This is a genomic window from Nitrospirillum guanabarense (genome assembly GCF_034653355.1).
GTDB lineage: Bacteria > Pseudomonadota > Alphaproteobacteria > Azospirillales > Azospirillaceae > Nitrospirillum.
The window spans coordinates 1,098,402-1,116,566 of sequence record NZ_JAYEER010000001.1; the positions used below are offsets into that span (position 1 = coordinate 1,098,402).

The 18,165-nt window shown below is 67.8% G+C and carries 8 protein-coding genes; 1 reads left to right on the forward strand and 7 read right to left on the reverse strand.

Going from position 1 to position 18,165, the window contains the following annotated elements:
- Positions 1-24 precede the first annotated feature (24 nt).
- The 6 genes from UAA55_RS04565 to UAA55_RS04590 all read right to left on the reverse strand — a co-directional run bounded on the left by UAA55_RS04565 (position 25) and on the right by UAA55_RS04590 (position 15,689).
- Positions 25-1,929, reverse strand: coding sequence for a response regulator (locus tag UAA55_RS04565; RefSeq protein ID WP_322951470.1), 1,905 nt, complete (start codon positions 1,927-1,929; stop codon positions 25-27).
- A 14-nt stretch (positions 1,930-1,943) separates the two neighbouring features.
- Positions 1,944-8,258: a HAMP domain-containing protein gene (locus UAA55_RS04570; protein ID WP_322951471.1), complete on the reverse strand. Its 6,315-nt coding sequence runs from the start codon at positions 8,256-8,258 to the stop codon at positions 1,944-1,946.
- A gap of 522 nt (positions 8,259-8,780) precedes the next feature.
- Positions 8,781-9,734, reverse strand: a complete 954-nt coding sequence (locus tag UAA55_RS04575; protein WP_322951472.1) for a helix-turn-helix transcriptional regulator — start codon at positions 9,732-9,734, stop codon at positions 8,781-8,783.
- 233 nt (positions 9,735-9,967) lie between these two features.
- Positions 9,968-11,605 carry a carboxylesterase/lipase family protein gene (locus UAA55_RS04580; RefSeq protein WP_322951473.1) on the reverse strand — a complete coding sequence of 546 codons (1,638 nt, stop codon included), beginning with the start codon at positions 11,603-11,605 and terminating at the stop codon, positions 9,968-9,970.
- Positions 11,605-12,957 (reverse strand): spinster family MFS transporter, encoded by a 1,353-nt coding sequence (locus UAA55_RS04585; RefSeq protein ID WP_322951474.1) that lies wholly within the window; start codon positions 12,955-12,957, stop codon positions 11,605-11,607. Before UAA55_RS04585 ends, UAA55_RS04580 begins: the two co-directional genes overlap by 1 nt.
- A 92-nt stretch (positions 12,958-13,049) precedes the next feature.
- Entirely contained in the window at positions 13,050-15,689 is a 2,640-nt protein-coding gene (locus tag UAA55_RS04590) for a TonB-dependent receptor plug domain-containing protein (RefSeq protein ID WP_322951475.1), read from the reverse strand.
- 161 nt (positions 15,690-15,850) lie between these two features.
- On the opposite strand from UAA55_RS04590, the gene UAA55_RS04595 reads away from it, so the two are divergent.
- Complete coding sequence (locus tag UAA55_RS04595; RefSeq protein ID WP_322951476.1) at positions 15,851-16,591, forward strand: TetR/AcrR family transcriptional regulator; 741 nt, start codon at positions 15,851-15,853, stop codon at positions 16,589-16,591.
- A gap of 7 nt (positions 16,592-16,598) precedes the next feature.
- Here UAA55_RS04595 and UAA55_RS04600 read toward each other — a convergent pair whose 3' ends face one another.
- A complete protein-coding gene (locus UAA55_RS04600) occupies positions 16,599-18,062 on the reverse strand; it encodes an AMP-binding protein (RefSeq protein WP_322951477.1) in 1,464 nt (487 codons plus the stop codon).
- Positions 18,063-18,165: the final 103 nt, after the last annotated feature.

Below are 18,165 nucleotides of genomic sequence, written 5' to 3' on the forward strand. Positions count from 1 at the left end.
CGGCCCGCCGGTGGGGCGGTGGGATCAGCTTCTCGCCAGCGAAAGCCGAGGCGGGGGAACCAGGTCGGCCATCCGGCCGCCGAGCCCCAGCAGGGCGCGTTCCAGATCGGACAATCGCACCGGCTTCTGCAGCACCGGCGTGCCCTGGTAGCGGTCGTCCAGCGTCACCCGGTCATAGCCGGTGAGGAAGACGAAGGGCACGCCCGCCTTGGCCAGCAGGTCGGCCACCGGGTAGATCGGCGCGCCTTGCAGGTTGACGTCCAGGATGGCGCAATCGATCCCGCCGGCCCTGGCCAAATCCAGGGCCTGGGGCAGGGTGCCCACGGGGCCGACCACCGTCGCGCCCAGGTCCAGCAGCGCCTGCTCCATCATCATGGCCACCATGGCCTCGTCATCCACCACCAGGACGCGCAGGCCGGGGGGCAGGTGATCGGCGTGGGCGGCGGGTTCCGGCGTCGGCGGCGGGGCGGGGGCGGTGTCGTCGGCGACGGGCTCCCCCACCTCGCTCATGGGAATGCTGAGGGTGCAGACCAGGCCGGTGGGCAGCCAGTTCATCTCGACCCGGCCGGACAGTTGCCGCTCCACGCTTTCGGTGATGGCGCGGATGCCGAAGCCGCGCGCCAGCGGCGGCATGGCCGCCGGGCCGCCGGTTTCTCGCCAGATCAGGGTCAGCGCGTCCGAACGGCCGTGCCATGTCAGCTGGACGTTCCCGCCCGGCACCGACAGCGATCCGTATTTGGCGGCGTTGGTGGCCAGCTCATGGATGCTAAGGGCCAGCGACTGGGCGGTGGCCGGCAGCAGCATCACGTCCGGGCCGTCGAACGCCACGCGCGGCGTGTCCCCGGACTGGTAAGGGGCCATCTCCTCGCGCACCAGCCGCACCAGTTCGGCGCCCTGCCAGCGGGAGTTCGACAGCAGCGTGTGCACCCAGGCGATGGCGCCGATGCGGCCCTCGACCGATTCCACGAATTCGGGCACGGAAGCGGCTCGCGTCAGGCGCAACACCGACTGCACGACGGCCAGGGCGTTCTTGGCCCGGTGGTCGACCTCGCGGGCCAGCATCATCTGCCGGGCCTCGGCATCCTTGCGCTCGGTGATGTCGAAGGTGACCCCGCTCAGCCGCCGGGGCCGGCCGTCGGCGTCGTCGCCGGTGGGGGCGGCGGCCGCGAAGCACCAGCGGATGGCGCCGTCGGGCCGGACGATGCGGAACTCCTCGCCATAGCGCTGGCCGGTGGCGGCGGCCAGGCGCATGGCGCGGATCTGGCTCTCCCGATCCTCTGGATGGAACAGGGCCCAGGCGCTGGCGGCGGTGGGAACGAAGCGGCTGGGGTCCGTGCCGAAGATGCGGTGTTGGGCGTCATCCCACATCAGTTCATCGGTATCGGCGTTCCAGTCCCAGGAGCCCATGCCGCCGGCGGCCAGGGCCAGGCTGCGCCGCCGCTCGCTCTGCTGCAACCGGGCGGCGGTATGCTCCAGGTCGGCGGTGCGTTCGGCCACGCGGCGTTCCAGCTCGGCGTTCAGCTGCTCCAGCTGGCGGGTCTTGCGGTGCAGCTCGACGAAGACGCGGACCTTGGCGCGCAGGACCTCCGGCACCACCGGCACGGGCACATAGTCGACCGCGCCCGCCTCATAGCCCCGCAGCCGGTCGACGTCCGACATCATGACCGCGGAGATGAAGATCATGGCGGTCTTCTCGAAGCGGGGGTGGCTGCGGATCATCTCGGCCAGTTGGAAGCCGTCCAGATCGGGCATGCAGACATCGACCAGGATGACGGCGATGTCGTGCCGCAGCAGATGCTCCAGCGCCTCCCGGGCGGAGCCGGCCTTGATCAGGTTCTCCCCCAGCTCGCTCAGGATCACCTCGTAGCTGAGCAGCTTGGCGGGCTGATCATCCACCAGGAGTATGTTGGCCTTGGGTGTGACGTCCATGGCGAAGCGTCCCCTCAGCGATGCAGCCACATGCGCAACGCTGACAGCAATTGCTCGGTGTTGACCGGTTTGGCCAGGTAATCAGAGGCGCCAGCTTCCAGGCATTTCTCACGATCGCCCTTCATCGCCTTCGCCGTCAAGGCGACGATGGGCAGCCGGCGGAAGGCCGGGTTGGCGCGGATCACGCCCATGGTCTGGTAGCCGTCCATCTCCGGCATCATGATGTCCATCAGCACGATGGCGATGTCCGGCGTCTGCTCGATCAGGGTGATGGCCTCGCGGCCGGTGGTGGCGGCCAGCACGCGCATGCCCCGGCGTTCCAGCACGCTGGACAGGGCGAAGATGTTGCGGGCATCGTCGTCCACCAGCAGCACGGTGCTGCCCACCAGGTCCTCGTCCGAGCCATGCAGCCGTTCCAGCATGCGGCGCTTGTCCGCCGGCAGGTCGGCCACCACGCGGTGCAGGAACAGCGACGTCTCGTCCAGCAACCGCTCCGGTGATTCCACGCCCTTGACGACGATGCTGCGCGCCATGGCGTGCAGTTTGGCATCCTCTTCCGCCGACAGCTCGCGCCCGGTGAAGACGATGACCGGCACGTCGCACAGGTTGCTGTCGGCGCTGATGACCTCCAGCACCTCGAACCCGGTCATGTCGGGCAGGCGCAGATCCAGGACCACGCAGTCGCAGGGGTTGTCACGCAGGGTTTTCAGAGCCTCGGCCCCGGTTCCGGCGGCCACGACCTCGATGTCGTCATGGCCCAGCAGCTCGGTGATGCTCATCAGCTCGGCCGTGTTGTCCTCCACCACCAGCAGGCGCTTGCGCCGGGGCTGGGCATACTCCTTGATGCGGTCCAGCGCGCTGTCCAGCACCTCCGGCGAGGTGGGCTTGGACATGAAGGAGAACGCGCCCCGGGCCAGCCCGTGCTGCCGATCCTCATCCAGGGTGATGATCTGCACCGGGATGTGGCGGGTGGCGGGGTCGTGCTTCAGCTGGCTCAACACCGTCCAGCCCAGCATGTCGGGCAGGAACACGTCCAGCGACACCGCCGTCGGCTGGTACTGGCGCGCCAGGTCCAGGGCGTCGACGCCGCGCATGGCGACCAGCACCTTGAACCCCTTGTCGCGGGCCAGGTCGACCATCACCCGGCCGTAGTGGGGGTCGTCCTCGACGATCAGCAGGATCGCGTCGCCGGGATGGATGTCCAGCCGGTCGTCCGGCACCGGTTCCATCGCGCGGTCGGGCAGACCGGCGGCGTGGCGCCAGTTGGCGTCCGCCGGCACCAGGGCCGGGCGGTGGTCGTTGACCCCGGCATTGGGGGCCACGGCGCGGGCGGTGTGGACGGGCGCCAGGTATGTCGCCGGGATGTACAGGGTGAAGGTGCTGCCGGCGCCGGGCGTGCTGCGCAGGTGGATCTCACCGCCCAGCAGGTTGGCCAGCTCGCGGCTGATGGCCAGGCCCAGGCCGGTGCCGCCGTACTTGCGGCTGGTGCTGGCGTCGGCCTGCTGGAAGGCTTCGAAGATGATCTTCTGCTTCTCGGCGGGAATGCCGATGCCGGTGTCGCTGACCTGGAAGGCCACCACCTTGGGCGACTGCTTCAGGATGGGGTGGTCCGACGACCAGCCGCTGGCCGGTGCACCGACGGTCAGGCGGACGCCACCCGTCTCGGTGAACTTGAAGGCGTTGGACAGCAGGTTCTTCAGCACCTGCTGCAGGCGCTTGCTGTCGGTGGTCAGCGTCCGGCCCAGCGACGGGTCCAGGTGCACGTCGAAGGCCAGGCGGCGGTTTTCCGCCTCGTGCCGGAAGGGCCGCGCCACGGTGTCCAGCAGGTTGCTGAAGAAGATCTCCTCCGCCTCCACCGAGACGGTGCCGGACTCGATCTTCGACAGGTCCAGGATGTCGCTGATCAGGTTCAGCAGGTCGGTGCCGGCGCCGTGGATGGTGCGCGAGAATTCCACCTGCTTGGGCGTCAGGTTGCCGTCCGGGTTCTCGCTCAGCTGCTGCCCCAGGATGAGGATGGAGTTCAGCGGCGTGCGCAGCTCATGGCTCATGTTGGCCAGGAATTCGGACTTGTACTTGGAGGTCAGGGACAGTTCCGTCGCCTTTTCCTCCAGGGCGCGGCGGGCCTGCTCGATCTCCTGGTTCTTGCGCTCCACCTCCACGTTGCGCTCGGCCAGCTGCTGCGCCTTCTGTTCCAGCTGCTCGTTGGTCTGCTGCAATTCGCCCTGTTGCGCCTGCAGTTCGGCGGCCAGCTGCTGCGACTGCTTCAGCAGGCCTTCCGTCTGCATCGTCGCCTCGATGCTGTTCAGCACGATGCCGATGCTGGCGGTCAGCTGTTCCAGGAAGGTCATTTGCAGGCCGGTGAAGGCCGTCATGGACGCCAGCTCGATGACCGCCTTCACTTGGCCCTCGAACTGCACGGGCAGGACGATGACGCTTTGCGGGATGGCCTTGAACAGGCCGGAGGAGATGGGCACGACGTTGGCCGGCATCTCCGTGATCAGGATGCGGCGCTTATCGGCGGCGCACTGGCCGATCAACCCCTCGCCGATCTGCAGGCGCTGCGGGTGGCCGTGGGTGGCGTCGTCGGCATAGCCCGAGACCAGCTTCAGGCTGCGCGGGCCTTCCTCATCCATCTGGTAGATCACGCCCTGGTGGGCGCCGACCAGGGGCGTCAGTTCGGTCAGCAGCATGCGGCCCACGGTCGACAGGTCGCGCTGGCCCTGCAGCATGTTGGTGAAGCGGGCCAGGTTGGTCTTCAGCCAGTCCTGTTCGGTGTTGCGGTCGGTGGTCAGCCGCAAATTGTCGATCATCGTGTTGATGTTGTCTTTCAGTTCCGCCACCTCGCCGCGGGCGTCGACCTGGATCGAACGGGTCAGGTCGCCCTTGGTCACGGCGGTCGCCACCTCGGCGATGGCGCGCACCTGGGTCGTCAGGTTGGCGGCCAGCAGGTTGACGTTGCCGGTCAGGTCCTTCCAGGTGCCGGCCGCACCCGGCACGTTGGCCTGGCCGCCCAGGCGTCCTTCCACGCCCACCTCGCGCGCCACGGTCGTCACCTGGTCGGCGAAGGTGGCGAGCGTATTGGTCATGTTGTTGATGGTCTCGGCCAGGGCCGCCACCTCGCCCTTGGACTTCACCGCCAGGTTCTGCTTCAGGTCGCCGTTGGCGACGGCGGTCACCACCTTCACGATGCCGCGCACCTGTTCCGTCAGGTTGGCGGCCATGACGTTCACGGTGTCGGTCAGGTCCTTCCAGGTGCCGGCCACGCCGGGCACCTGGGCCTGGCCGCCCAGCTTGCCCTCGGTGCCGACCTCGCGGGCCACGCGCGTCACCTCGCCGGCGAAGGCGTTCAGCTGGTCCACCATGGTGTTGATGGTGTTCTTCAGCTCCAGGATTTCGCCCTTCACGTCCACGGTGATCTTGCGCGACAGGTCGCCGCGCGCCACGGCCGTGGTCACCTCCGCGATGTTGCGCACCTGGGTGGTCAGATTGGCGGCCAGCAGGTTGACGTTGTCGGTCAGGTCCTTCCAGGTGCCGCCCACGCCGGGCACAACCGCCTGGCCGCCCAGGCGGCCTTCGGTGCCGACCTCACGCGCCACGCGCGTCACCTCGGCCGCGAAGGAGCGCAACTGCTCCACCATGGTGTTCAGCGTTTCCTTCAGCAGCAGGATTTCGCCGCGCACGTCCACGGTGATCTTCTTGGACAGGTCGCCGTTGGCGATGGCGGTGGCCACCTCGGCGATGTTGCGCACCTGGGCCGTCAGGTTGCCGGCCATGAAGTTCACGCTGTCGGTCAGGTCCTTCCAGGTGCCGGCGACGCCGGGCACCTGGGCCTGGCCGCCCAGCTTGCCTTCGGTGCCGACCTCGCGCGCCACGCGCGTCACCTCGGCGGCGAAGGCGTTCAGCTGGTCCACCATGGTGTTGATGGTGTTCTTCAGCTCCAGGATTTCGCCCTTCACGTCCACGGTGATCTTGCGCGACAGGTCGCCGCGCGCCACGGCCGTGGTCACCTCCGCGATGTTGCGCACCTGATCGGTCAGGTTGGACGCCATGAAGTTGACGCTGTCGGTCAGGTCCTTCCAGGTGCCGGCCACGCCGGGCACCTGCGCCTGGCCGCCCAGGCGCCCTTCGGTGCCCACTTCACGCGCCACGCGCGTCACCTCGCCGGCGAAGCGGTTCAGCTGGTCCACCATGGTGTTCAGCGTTTCCTTCAGCTGAAGGATCTCGCCGCGCACGTCCACGGTGATCTTGCGCGACAGGTCGCCGTTGGCGATGGCGGTGGCCACCTCGGCGATGTTGCGCACCTGGCCGGTGAGATTGCCGGCCATGGAGTTCACGCTGTCGGTCAAATCCTTCCAGGTGCCGGCCACGCCGGGCACCTGCGCCTGACCGCCCAGTTTGCCGTCGGTGCCGACCTCGCGGGCCACACGGGTCACTTCGGCGGCGAAGGCGTTCAACTGGTCCACCATCGTGTTGATGGTTTCCTTCAGCTGCAGGATTTCGCCGCTGACGTTGACGGTGATCTTCTTGGACAGGTCGCCCTGGGCCACGGCGGTGGCGACCTCGGCGATGTTGCGCACCTGGCCGGTGAGGTTGCCGGCCATGGAGTTGACGTTGTCGGTCAAATCCTTCCAGGTGCCGGCGACGCCGGGCACCTGCGCCTGTCCGCCCAGCTTGCCCTCGGTGCCGACCTCGCGGGCCACGCGGGTCACCTCGGCGGCGAAGGCGTTCAGCTGGTCCACCATGGTGTTCAGCGTTTCCTTCAGCTGCAGGATTTCGCCCTTCACGTCCACGGTGATCTTGCGCGACAGGTCGCCGTTGGCCACGGCGGTGGCGACTTCGGCGATGTTGCGCACCTGGTCGGTCAGGTTGCCGGCCATGGAGTTCACGCTGTCGGTCAGGTCTTTCCACGTGCCGGCCACGCCGCGCACCATGGCCTGGCCGCCCAGCTTGCCCTCGGTGCCGACCTCGCGGGCCACGCGCGTCACCTCGCCGGCGAAGGCGTTCAGCTGGTCCACCATGGTGTTGATGGTTTCCTTCAGCTGCAGGATTTCGCCGCTGACGTTGACGGTGATCTTCTTCGACAGGTCGCCGTTGGCGATGGCGGTGGACACTTCCGCGATGTTGCGCACCTGGGCCGTCAGGTTACCGGCCATGAAGTTCACGTTGTCGGTCAGATCCTTCCAGGTGCCGCCCACGCCCGGCACCACCGCCTGGCCGCCCAGCTTGCCTTCGGTGCCGACCTCGCGGGCCACGCGCGTCACCTCGCCGGCGAAGGCGTTCAACTGGTCCACCATGGTGTTGATGGTGTTCTTCAGCTCCAGGATCTCGCCGCGCACGTCCACGGTGATCTTGCGCGACAGGTCGCCGCGCGCCACCGCCGTCGTCACCTGGGCGATGTTGCGCACCTGGTCGGTCAGGTTGCCGCACATGGCGTTCACGCTGTCGGTCAGGTCCTTCCAGGTGCCGGCCACGCCGGGGACGATGGCCTGGCCGCCCAGCTTGCCGTCGGTGCCGACCTCGCGCGCCACGCGCGTCACTTCGGACGCGAAGGACCGCAGCTGGTCCACCATGGTGTTGATGGCTTCCTTCAGCTGCAGGATCTCGCCCCGCACGTCCACCGTGATCTTCTTGGACAGGTCGCCGTTGGCGACCGCGATGGTCACCTCCGCGATGTTGCGCACCTGGGCCGTCAGGTTGGACGCCATGGAGTTCACGGACTCCGTCAGGTCCTTCCACACGCCCGTCACCTCGCGCACCTGGGCCTGGCCACCCAGTTTGCCGTCGGTGCCCACCTCGCGCGCCACGCGCGTCACTTCCGAGGTGAAGACGTTCAGCTGCTTGATCATGGTGTTGACGATGGTGGCGGAGCGCAGGAACTCGCCCTGCAGCGGCCGGCCGTCCACATCCAGCGGCACCGTCTGCAGCAGGTCGCCGCGCGCCACGGCGGTGATGGCGCGGGTCACCTCCGTCGTCGGCCACAACAGGTCGTCGATCAGCGAATTGACCGACCCTTCCATGTCGCCCCAGGACCCGCTGGACAGGTTGAACTTCACGCGCTGGCGCGTCTTGCCCTCGCGCCCCACCACCTGGCCCACCCGTTCCAGCTGCTGCGCCATCCGTTCATTGGCGGCGACGATCTCGTTGAAGGTGTCGGCGATCTTGCCCAGGACGCCGACATGGTTGCCGGACATGCGCACGGAGAAGTCACCCACCTTCACCGCCTGCAGAGCCTCCAGCAGCTGGTACAGCTCCGCCCCGCCGGGGGGAGGGCCATCCAACGTCACGGTCGAAACGGGAACGGCGTCGGCGGTTTCGTGCTGGAGCTGCAAGGTAGCCTCCCGGCGTGGGCCCGGCATGGGCCAAGGATTGATGACGCACCACCCCGGGGGCGTGACCGGGGCTGTTCTTCCCTATAGAGGCGCCCGCATCCGTTCCTGCCTTGGAATTGCCGACTGGAGCACCCCAATTGGGTCGGTTTCACAAGTACGGATATTTTACAGGTATGATTTTAGCATGTCGTTCTATTCACATGGTCTAGCAGCTCCCAAGAGTTCGATACAGCTTCTGTCCGGCTATGACGCCCTATAACTTAGGTAAGTGGGATAATGGGATGACCATACATCTGATTTGAATACGCCTTTCCAGGCTCGCCCGGGCGTCCAGGCTTGGGACGCCCGCCCCCCGCGTCGGCGCGGGCCCCCAGAATCATGGGGTACTCCCCGTCGTGTCCCAAGGTGTACTGCTATGAGGTGGTACCCGAAGGAGCGATACGGCGATACCCACGGAAGCGCGAATGCCGGTTCCCCCGATGGCGGGCCGATCGCGGCGGCCTCGGCCCCGGCCCCCGTAGCTTATCGGGATGGCGACCGGGCGGGTACGCCCGCCCGCTCATGGGCGCGACGCCAGGCGCCCGGCGCCTGGCCGCACAGGCGGGAAAAGACCCGGGTGAAGTGGCTCTGGTCGGAAAAGCCGGAGCGCAAGGCGATGTCGGCCAGGGGCAGCTCGCCCGTCGACAACAATGCCTTGGCCACATCCACCCGGCGGCGGGTCAGCCAGCGGTGCGGGGGTTCACCCACCGACTGGCGGAAGGCTCGGGCGAAATGCGCCACCGACAGGCCGCAGGCGTCCGCCAGTTGCTTCAGCGTCACCGGCGCCTGCAGGTCCGCCTCCATCATCTCCTTGGCCCGCCGCTCCTGCCACAGGGCCAGGCCGCCCCGGCGCCAGCCGTCGGGCGGCTCCTGCCCCATGATGCGGACCAGATAGCTGCAGAAGGCGTTCAGGATATAGTCGACGAACAGGGCCGGGGCCCGGCCGGGCGTGGCCAGGGGTGCCATCAGCGCCATGCCGAAGTGGGTGATGACGTCGTCGATCATCGTCAGGCCGGACTCGTATTCCAGCCCATGGAAGCCGCGCAGCCCGGCATCCTGCGCCCAGCGGGCCATGGCGCCGCGCGGCAGCTCGAAACTGATGATGTCGACGGGATGGACGATGCGCCAGACGCAGGGGTCGCGCATGTCGCGGAAGGAGCATTCCATGGGCGCGCGCGGTGCCAGCTGCAGCATGCGCCGGCCCTGCTGCATGGTGCAGGCGGGGGTGGGCCGCAGGTAAAGCCGCGCCAGGTGCGCATCGATGCCGCCGTAGCCCATCTCCACGTCCGGAAGGGCGTCACAAGTGGTGCGGCGGACGCTGAGCCGCTCACCATCGTCCGTCAGCTGGGAATGCAGGATGGTCGCGGAAATGAAATTCGTTTCCGCGACGCTGCGGGTGTTCGATGCGGGGGAAGCGGACAGGGTGTGCGGCTGCATCTCCAATTCCCCTCGGCGTGACGGGTGCCGGTCCAACGGCGGTTCGGAGCGGGCAGCGTAGCAGCCAAGGGCCTAAAAATATTGTCAAATTTAACCCGGGGAAACGTGGGGGCGCAGCCTCGCCTCATCGCGCCATCCGCTCCCGTCGGGGCCGCCATGCCGGCCCAGCCCGCCACCCGCACCCGTGACGATCGCGACGCGTCCCGTCAGTGGCGTGGTCAGCCCCTTCCTCATCAACATCCCTCGACCTTCTGCGGCAGCACCGGGGACACGACGCCCGTGTTCCAGTTCCAGGGTAGGGTGCCCGCCGCGCGGCGCCGGCACACGGCGGCCTCGTGCAGCGCGTACATGCCCGGCATCACCGCCCGGCCGGGTTTGGGCACGTCGGTGAAGGCCATGTAGCCCTCGTCGGTACCGAAGACGGGCCAGGCGGGCTGGCCGTTCGCCACCGGCTTGCCGTCGCGGGCGAAGCTGGCCCAATAGTCGGTCATGGCGGCGGTCAGGCGGCGTTCGACCGGCGTGTCGGGCGCCTTGGGCCAATAGGCCGGGGTCTGCGCCATGGTGCCGAAGACATAGGGGATTTCCGACGCGTGGAAGCCGTGCAACCCCTTGTCGTCCATGGCGGGATAGCCGTGGTCGAACAGGTAGAGGTATCCCGGCCGCCCCAGCCTGGTCTGGTCCCGCACCAGCCGTTCCGCCGTCCAGCCGTAGAGCGCGTCGCGGGTGGCCGCCAGCTCGCTTTCCTCCAGCGTGTCGGACGCGGGATACAGTTTCAAGAACTGATCGGCCAGGTCGCCGTACCGCTCCCGGATCATCGCCTCATAGGCCTTGGCGTCGGCCGGCGGCGGGGCGATCAGCCAGCGCAGCGACCGGATCTCCCCGCTGTTGAAGCCGGCCAGGATGGGGACGGGCGCCTGCTCCCCCTTGTCGAACACGTCCACCAGCTGGCCGGTCAGCACCTTGCCGTCGACGGTGCCCAGGGGGAAGTAGTTGACCTTGGCCGCCGCCTGCACCAGCGTTTCCGCGTCCATGGCCCGCAGGGCGGCCACGTCGGCGGCCCCCACTTGGCTGGCGATGTAGGACCCGATGGCCTCCGCAGCGAACTCGCCATGGTTGGGCTGCTTCAGCTCGGGCATGGAGATCATGTAGCCGCTCTCCACCACCGCCTTGGCGAACAGGCCCTTCGCCTTGGGCGAGGCCATCAGGTACATGACCGACAGCGCGCCGGCGGACTCACCCGACACCGTGACGTTGCCGGCATCGCCGCCAAAAGCGGCGATATTGTCGTGGATCCAACGCAATGCCGCGATCTGGTCCAGCAGGCCATAGTTGCCGGAGATGCCGTCGGGGTTCTCCGCGCTCAGGCCCGGATGGGCCATATAGCCCAGCACGCTCAGCCGGTAATTGATGGAAACGACGATCACCCCGCGCCTGGCCAGGGCGGTGCCGTCGTACATCTCGTTGAAGCCATAGCCGTTGAGCAGCGTGCCGCCGTGGATCCAGACCAGGACGGGGGCGTTCCGTGCCCCCTTCGGCGCCGTGATGTTCAGGGTCAGGCAGTCCTCGCCCATCGCCGGGGGCGGGTTGGTGTAGACGGTGGTGCCGGCCGCCCTGGGCTGCACGCAGGCCAAGCCCGGCGCCCCGGCGTCGCGTACCCCCGTCCAGGCCGGCAGGGCCTCCGGCGCCTTCCAGCGCAGGGGGCCCACCGGCGGCTTGGCATAGGGGATGCCCTTGAAGACGCTCAGGTCGCCGTTGGCGCGTCCCTCCACGGCGCCGGCCGGCGCGCGCACGGTGGGATTGTTCTCGGCCATCGCGCCGAGGGACAGCAGGGCCGCGGCGGCGCAGGTGCCCAGGCGTAGGAAAAGACGCATCAAAGACCTCCGGTTCGGTTGGCCTCGCCCTTCAGCACCCGTGCCAGCACCAGGAACAGGGCGATGGCCAGGAAATAGAAGGGGATGAGGGTATAGAAGGCGAGTTGCAGGGAATTGGCGGGATGATCCGCGCGGAAGTGATCGCTGGCGGCGCCCAGGTAGGTGGGGCCGAAGCCCAGGCCGATCAGGTTCATGACCAGCAGCAGCAGGGCGCCGGAAAGGACGCGCTGGTTGGGCCGCACCTCCTCCTGCACCAGGGTGACCGCGGGGGAAAGGAAGAAGTAGTTGAGGATGGTGGGGCCGATCAGCAGCAGCAGCGCCAACTGCCACCCCGGCGCCCAGATGAAACCCACGAAGAAGGGCACGGCCCCCGCGAGCCCCAATGCCGGAACCAGGGCGTAGGCCTGCTTGGACCGGCGGGTATACCGGTCGATCAGCCGGCCCGACGCGTACATGCCGATGGAAATGCCGATGCCGATCAGCAGGGCGTAGTACACCGCCACCTGCTGCAGGCTCATGCCTTTTTCCCGCATCAGGAACAGGACGGTGAAGTTCATGACGGCGTAGGTCACGAACTGCGTGGCCCCGCAGGCCAGCGCCATCAGCAGCAGGGCCGGCCGGCGGAAGAACGTGGCGACCGTCTCGATGAAGCCGGCCTTGGCCTGCGCCGCCGCCGGCGGGACGCCAGGCACCGGCAGGTCCAGCCCGCCACGCCTGGGTTCCCGGATGGTCAGCCAGACGATCAGCGCGGCGGCGACGCCGAACATGCCCAGCACCAGGAAGGCCTGACGCCAGCTGTAGGCGGCGGCGATGGCGGCGCCGAAGGCCACGCCCAGGGCCTGGCCCAGGGGTGGGCCCAGGTTGAAAAGGCCCAGGGCCGCCCCCCGTCTCCCGGGTGGGAAATAGTCGGTGATGATGGCGTAGGAGGGGGGCACGCCCCCGGCCTCGCCCACCCCCACCGTCATGCGGGCGATGACCAGCTGCGGGTAGGTCGCCGACAGGCCGCAGGCCACCGTGGCTGCACTCCACAGGGCGCAGGCGATGGACAGCACCCGCACGCGGTTGGCACGGTCGGCCAGCCAGGCTACGGGGATGGAGATGAAGCAGTAGAACAGGGCGAAATACAGCCCGCTGATCAGGCCCAGCTGGCCATCGGTGACACCCAGGTCATCCTGGATGGGCTTGGCCAGGATGGACAGCAACTGCCGATCCAGGAAATTCAGCACGTAGACGAAGCAGAGCGCCGCCAGCACATACCAGGCACGAGCACCAGGGGTGTGGGTATCGGGCGGCGGTGCCATGCCCAAGGGCGCGGCCGAGATCGGCTTCGATGCCGGGGGAACGATGGTCATGTCTTATACCTGTGGCTGGTGCGGACGCCCAATTCCGTCCCGCGACGTCGCCGCGGCCGACGGCGGCGCCGTCAGGAGCGCGGCCCAATTGCCTAGAAACCTTTTCTTATATTGAGGGCGACGAAACGGCCGATGGGATTGTAGTTGCTGCCGATGCCGTCCGTCGCGGGGAAGTAGGGCGGTCGCTTGTCCAGCAGGTCGTTGATCTGCAGGGCCAGTTCCGTCTTCGAGGTCACGCCGCTGTCCGGCAGGGTCCAGGTGACGCGCAGGTCGACCGTCGTGTACGGGTCGGCGCTGTACACGCTGGTGCCTGTCGGGGTGGCGAAGGTGTTGGTGACGCCGTCCTGGTAATTGACGAAGGTCACCATGCTGACCGCGCCCACGGTCAGGCCCGTCGTCGCCCGGAAGGTCCATCGCGGCAGCCCCAGCCGCAGGGTGTCCGACACCGGGGCGGTGGGCGACAGCTGGGTGTCGAACTTCAGGATGTAGTTGCCGGCAAAACCTGCGAACAGCGTGCCGAAGCCAACGTCCCGGTGATAGCCGAAGTCGAAGTCCAGGCCGTTGGTGGCGCGGCTGCCGAAATTGCCCAGCCGTTCGTCCAGCAGGTTGCCGATCTGGGGCAGGGGGGTGGGCAGGTTGACCGGCGTCGCCACCCCCAGCAGCTTGGCCAACTGCGCCGGGGTGGGGTTGCGGTAGACGACGGACGCGAACGTCGGGTCGGTGAAGACCAGCGACGCCGGTGGCGTGCCGATCGCGCCATCGAACTTGATGTCGTAGAAGGTCACGCTGGCGCGGAAGTCCGGCAGGAAGTGCGGCTGCCAGTCGACGCCGGCGGAATAGGTGCGGGCCGTCTCCGGCTGCAGATCGCGATTGCCGCCCGCCAGGTAGACGGTATTGACCTGCGCCGCGCTCCGGGACGGATCGCGGGCCAGGACGGCGGCGCTGGCGGCGTCGAGATAGTAGGCGCCGACGGTCGCCCCCACCTGGCGCATGCCCGGCGCCCGGAAGGACTTGCCGTACGAGCCGCGGATGGTCAGGTCCTCCACCGGGTCCCAGTTGACGCCGACCTTGGGGTTGCTGGTCGATCCGAAGTCGCTGTAGTGGTCATAACGGCCGGACACGGACAGCGACAGGCGGTGCAGCAGCGGCGCCTCGTTACCCACCCCCACGATGGGTGCGAAGATTTCGCCGAAGGCGGAATAGATGTCCCGGTCCAGATCCTCCGGCACCGGGGCCGTGCCGACGTAGCCCCGCTGGGTGAAGGTCTCATTCCGGAATTCGCCACCGGCCGCGAACTTCAGCGGCCCGCCCGGCAGGTCGAACAGCGGTCCGTCCAGCTTGATGGCGCCCAGGTTGGTGCTCTGCTTGACGGTGACGGTGGTGGGGTAGGTGGTGATGGCGGCGGCGACGCCGGGAGCGGTGCGCTGGCCGAACGGGTCCAGGGCCGTGGCCGTCGTCGTCCCGGCCGCCGCCACGGCCAGCGCCACGGGATTGACGCTGGGGATGAAGGCGTCGTTGGTCGCCCAGTCGAAGGTGCCGTAAACGCTCAAGTTCAGGTCGGCGGGCAGTTGCACGTCGACGCCGACCGACGAATTGCCCACCCGGGTGTTGTCGGTGTTGTTGAGATGGTCGGACCCGAAGAGCTTGTCGGTCCGGAATAGCACGGTCTCCACCGTGGCGCTGGTGCCGGGCGGGGTAACGAAGAAGGGGTTGGCCTTGGTGATGGTCAGGGTCTCGACGGGCGGGGCCGCCTGGATGATGTCCTCGCGGTCGGAGTACAGCAGGTCGGCCCACACGGTGACGCGTTCGCCCAGTTCCTGTCGGCCGGTCAGGAAGGCGCTGTGCAGGCGTGACCGGGGCACCAGGTCGACCGCGGCGTTGTTGTCGCAGTGATTGATGGTGCCGGGCGTGAAGTTGGGCGCCGCATAGGTCAGCGCGCCGGTCTGTGGGATCACCACGTTGGCCGAGGGGCAATTGTACGACCGGGCATCGACGCCGCCCGAAGGCCGGAAGTCCTGGACGCGGTAGTCGCGCTCGCTGCCGGTGATGTGGGTGTTCCGCATGAACTCATAGGCGGCCAGGATGGACCCGGTGGCCCAGGTCTGGCCGATCACGCCGCTGGCGGATGTGGAGTGATAGCCGTCGGACATGCCGTAGCGGACGTCGGCCTCCGCGCCTGAGAAGCGCTGACGGGTGATGAAGTTGACCACACCGGCGATGGCGTCCGAGCCGTAGACCGACGACGCGCCGTCGGGCACCACTTCCACCCGTTCCAGCGCCAGGCTGGGGATGTTGGGATAGTCGGGCCCCGTGTCGTTGGCCGCGGCGCTGGCCAGCCGGTGGCCGTTCATCAGCGTCAGCGTGGCGCTGGACGGCAGGCCGCGCAGGCCTGGCGCGAAGGTGCCGAAGCCGGCGCTGCTCGCCCGGGGGGCGGTGTTGAAGCTGTTCAGCTGCGGCACGGTGGCCAGCAGGTCCGCCGTCGTCGTGGCGCCGATGGTCTTGATGTCGTCGTTGGACACGCTGATGAGGTTCGAGCCCACCGGCGGGACGCCGCGAATTCTGGAGCCGGTGACGATGATCTCTTCCAGCTCGCCGCCCGATGCCCCGGCGGGTGTTTCCGTCGGCGCGGCCGATGTCTGGGCCCACGCGGGGCCGGTTGCGAAAAACGCCACGGCCATGAGCGACGCGCCGGACAGCGCCATGCGCCGCGCGGCTTTCCAGGTCCCAAGCATGCGTTCCCTCCCCTGTTTATTTATAGGTTTCTCAAAGCGATATCCGATGGCCGCCAGGCCGTCAAGTTCATTCATTTAGTGATAAATGAAAAAGTTTCGCGGGTAATGTCATCGCTTGACCGAATGGGGCGGGCGCCCCATCGTCCCTGCTGAATGAAGGGGTGGATGACGTCTTTTCCCGACGCGTCCGATCAGGAAGGCCGGAGATTATGGCAGCAGAGCCGAAGCCCGAAGGACGCCGCACGCGCGCCGAACAGCGGGCCGCGACCATGAAGTTGATCCTCGACACCAGCGAGGACCTGTTCGCCCAGCTCGGGTACTTTGGGGTGACGATCAAGGATGTGGCCGACAAGATGGGCATCCATCCGGCGCTGATCCACTATTACTTCGACGGCAAGAAGGCGTTGTTCGACGCGGTCTTTGAACGCCGCGTGCAATATGCGGTCACCACCCGCACCGCGGCGTTGGACGCTTACGAGGCGGCGGCCGGTGACCATCCCACCGTCGAGGGGATACTGCGCGCTTATTACGAAGGGGCGTTCGACATCTACATCAGCGGGGGTGACGGCTGGCGCCATTTCGGACGGATCTTCGCGCAGGTGAACAATGCGCCGGGCTACGGCGCTGAGTTGATGGACACCTATTTCGACCCCCTGGCGCTGCGGCTCATCAGCCTTCTGCAGAAGGCTCTGCCCGACGCCACGCCGGAAGATCTGTTCTGGAGTTTCCAGTTCACCTCAGGCGCCTACACCTTGATCCTGTCGCGAACCGGCCGTATCGACCGCCTGTCGGGCGATCTTTGCCAGTCCGAGGATTTCGAGGCCGCCCGCGCGCGGTTCGTCACCTTCATGGCGGGTGGCTTCGAGGCCCTGTACAAGCGCATGACGCCCAAGCCGGCGTGAACTCCCGTCAGGGCGGGGGGCCCAGGCGGGCATCGCGGAGGGCGGCCCGGCGCACCTTGCCGGCCTCGTCGCGCAAGGGTTCGCTGGTGAACTCGATGCTCTTGGGCAGCTTGAAGCGCGCCAGCCTTTCGGCCACGAATTCCAGAAGGTCCGCGCCGTTCAGGTCCGCGCCCTCGACCGGCTGGACGATGGCGTGGACGCGGGCGCCCCAATCCTCGTCCGGCAGGCCGATCACCGCGCTGGTCCGCACGCCCGGATGCGCGTCCAGCGCCGCCTCCACCTCCGCCGGGTAGATGTTGGCGCCGCCTGAGATGATCAGGTCGTTGCGCCGGTCCGACAGGTAGAGATAACCATCCTGGTCAACGGACCCCAGGTCGCCCGTGGACTCCCAGTCGCCGATGCGGCGGGAGCTGCTGCCCAGGTAATGGTAGGTCGACCCCGGCCCGCCCCGCGGACGGAAATGAATCTCGCCCACCTCGCCGGTGCGCCGCCGGTGCCCGTCGCCGTCCAAGATGGCCAGCTCATATCCCTCACGCACGCGCCCCACCGAACCGCGATGCGCCAGCCAGTCGGTGCCCGAGATCATGGTCGACCCGATGCCCTCGGTCGTGCCGTAGTACTCCCACACCCGCTCGCCACCCAGCCAGCCGATCCACGCCTCCTTCAGCCAGGCGGCGCAGGGCGCGGCCATGTGCAGCATCATGCGCAGGCTGGGCAGGGTGAAGCGCGACAGGGTTTCCGGGCCCAGGCGCCAGATGCGGTGCATCATCGTGGGCACCATGGTCACCCAGTTCACCTGCTGGGCGTCGATCAGTTCCAGCGCCCGCAACGCGTCGAACCTGCCCATCTCGACGATGGTGCCGCCGACGAACATCCCCATGAAAATGCAGTGGAACGGGGCGTTGTGGTAGAGCGGGCCGGGGTTGAGGATCACATCGCCGGGACGTTGGCGCAGGAAGCCCTCCTCCGGGTTCCAGCGCGCCGGCATGGCATCGACGATCACCTTGGGCCGTCCGGTGGAACCGCCGCTGGTCATCGCCTTCCAGTGGGGGGAGACAAGCTCCGGCAACGGATCGGTCGAGTATCGCTCCAGCGCCGCGCCCTGGCCGGGGGCCGGTGCCGGAATGCCGGCCTGGGGCAGGGCGCCGATGACCAACCTGGGGCGGACGATGTCAAGGATCGCTTCCAATTCCGGGCGGGGCAGCTTGGCGGAAACGATGTTGGGAATGGCGCCCAGCTTCCAGAGGGCGAAGGTGGTCTCATAGAAGTCGAGACCGTTGGGCAGCGCCACCGTCACGAAGTCCCCCGGACCGGCGCCCTGGGCCGCCAACTGGCGGGCGCGCGCGTTCGAACGCGCGTCAAGTTCGTCATAGGTGACCGGGACGCCCTCCATGACCAGTGCCGCCCTGCCGGGCGACCGGCGTGCGTGGTGGGCCAGAATGGAACTCAGCGCGATACCATCGTCCGACATAGCGACAACGCCTCTTGGGAAGCCTCACCTCCCACCCCTTCTCGTCTTTAGTGCGCGTGGATGGGGTTGGGAATGACAACCACCTACCGTGCGGGCGCTGGCG

What these genes read in the sequence shown, in the direction of transcription:
- UAA55_RS04575 (WP_322951472.1), bottom strand. Translation starts at nt 9,734, where the DNA reads ATGCAGCCGCACACCCTGTCCGCTTCCCCCGCATCGAACACCCGCAGC.
- UAA55_RS04585 (WP_322951474.1), bottom strand. Translation starts at nt 12,957, where the DNA reads ATGACCATCGTTCCCCCGGCATCGAAGCCGATCTCGGCCGCGCCCTTG.
- UAA55_RS04600 (WP_322951477.1), bottom strand. Translation starts at nt 18,062, where the DNA reads ATGTCGGACGATGGTATCGCGCTGAGTTCCATTCTGGCCCACCACGCA.
- UAA55_RS04580 (WP_322951473.1), bottom strand. Translation starts at nt 11,605, where the DNA reads ATGCGTCTTTTCCTACGCCTGGGCACCTGCGCCGCCGCGGCCCTGCTG.
- UAA55_RS04590 (WP_322951475.1), bottom strand. Translation starts at nt 15,689, where the DNA reads ATGCTTGGGACCTGGAAAGCCGCGCGGCGCATGGCGCTGTCCGGCGCG.
- UAA55_RS04565 (WP_322951470.1), bottom strand. Translation starts at nt 1,929, where the DNA reads ATGGACGTCACACCCAAGGCCAACATACTCCTGGTGGATGATCAGCCC.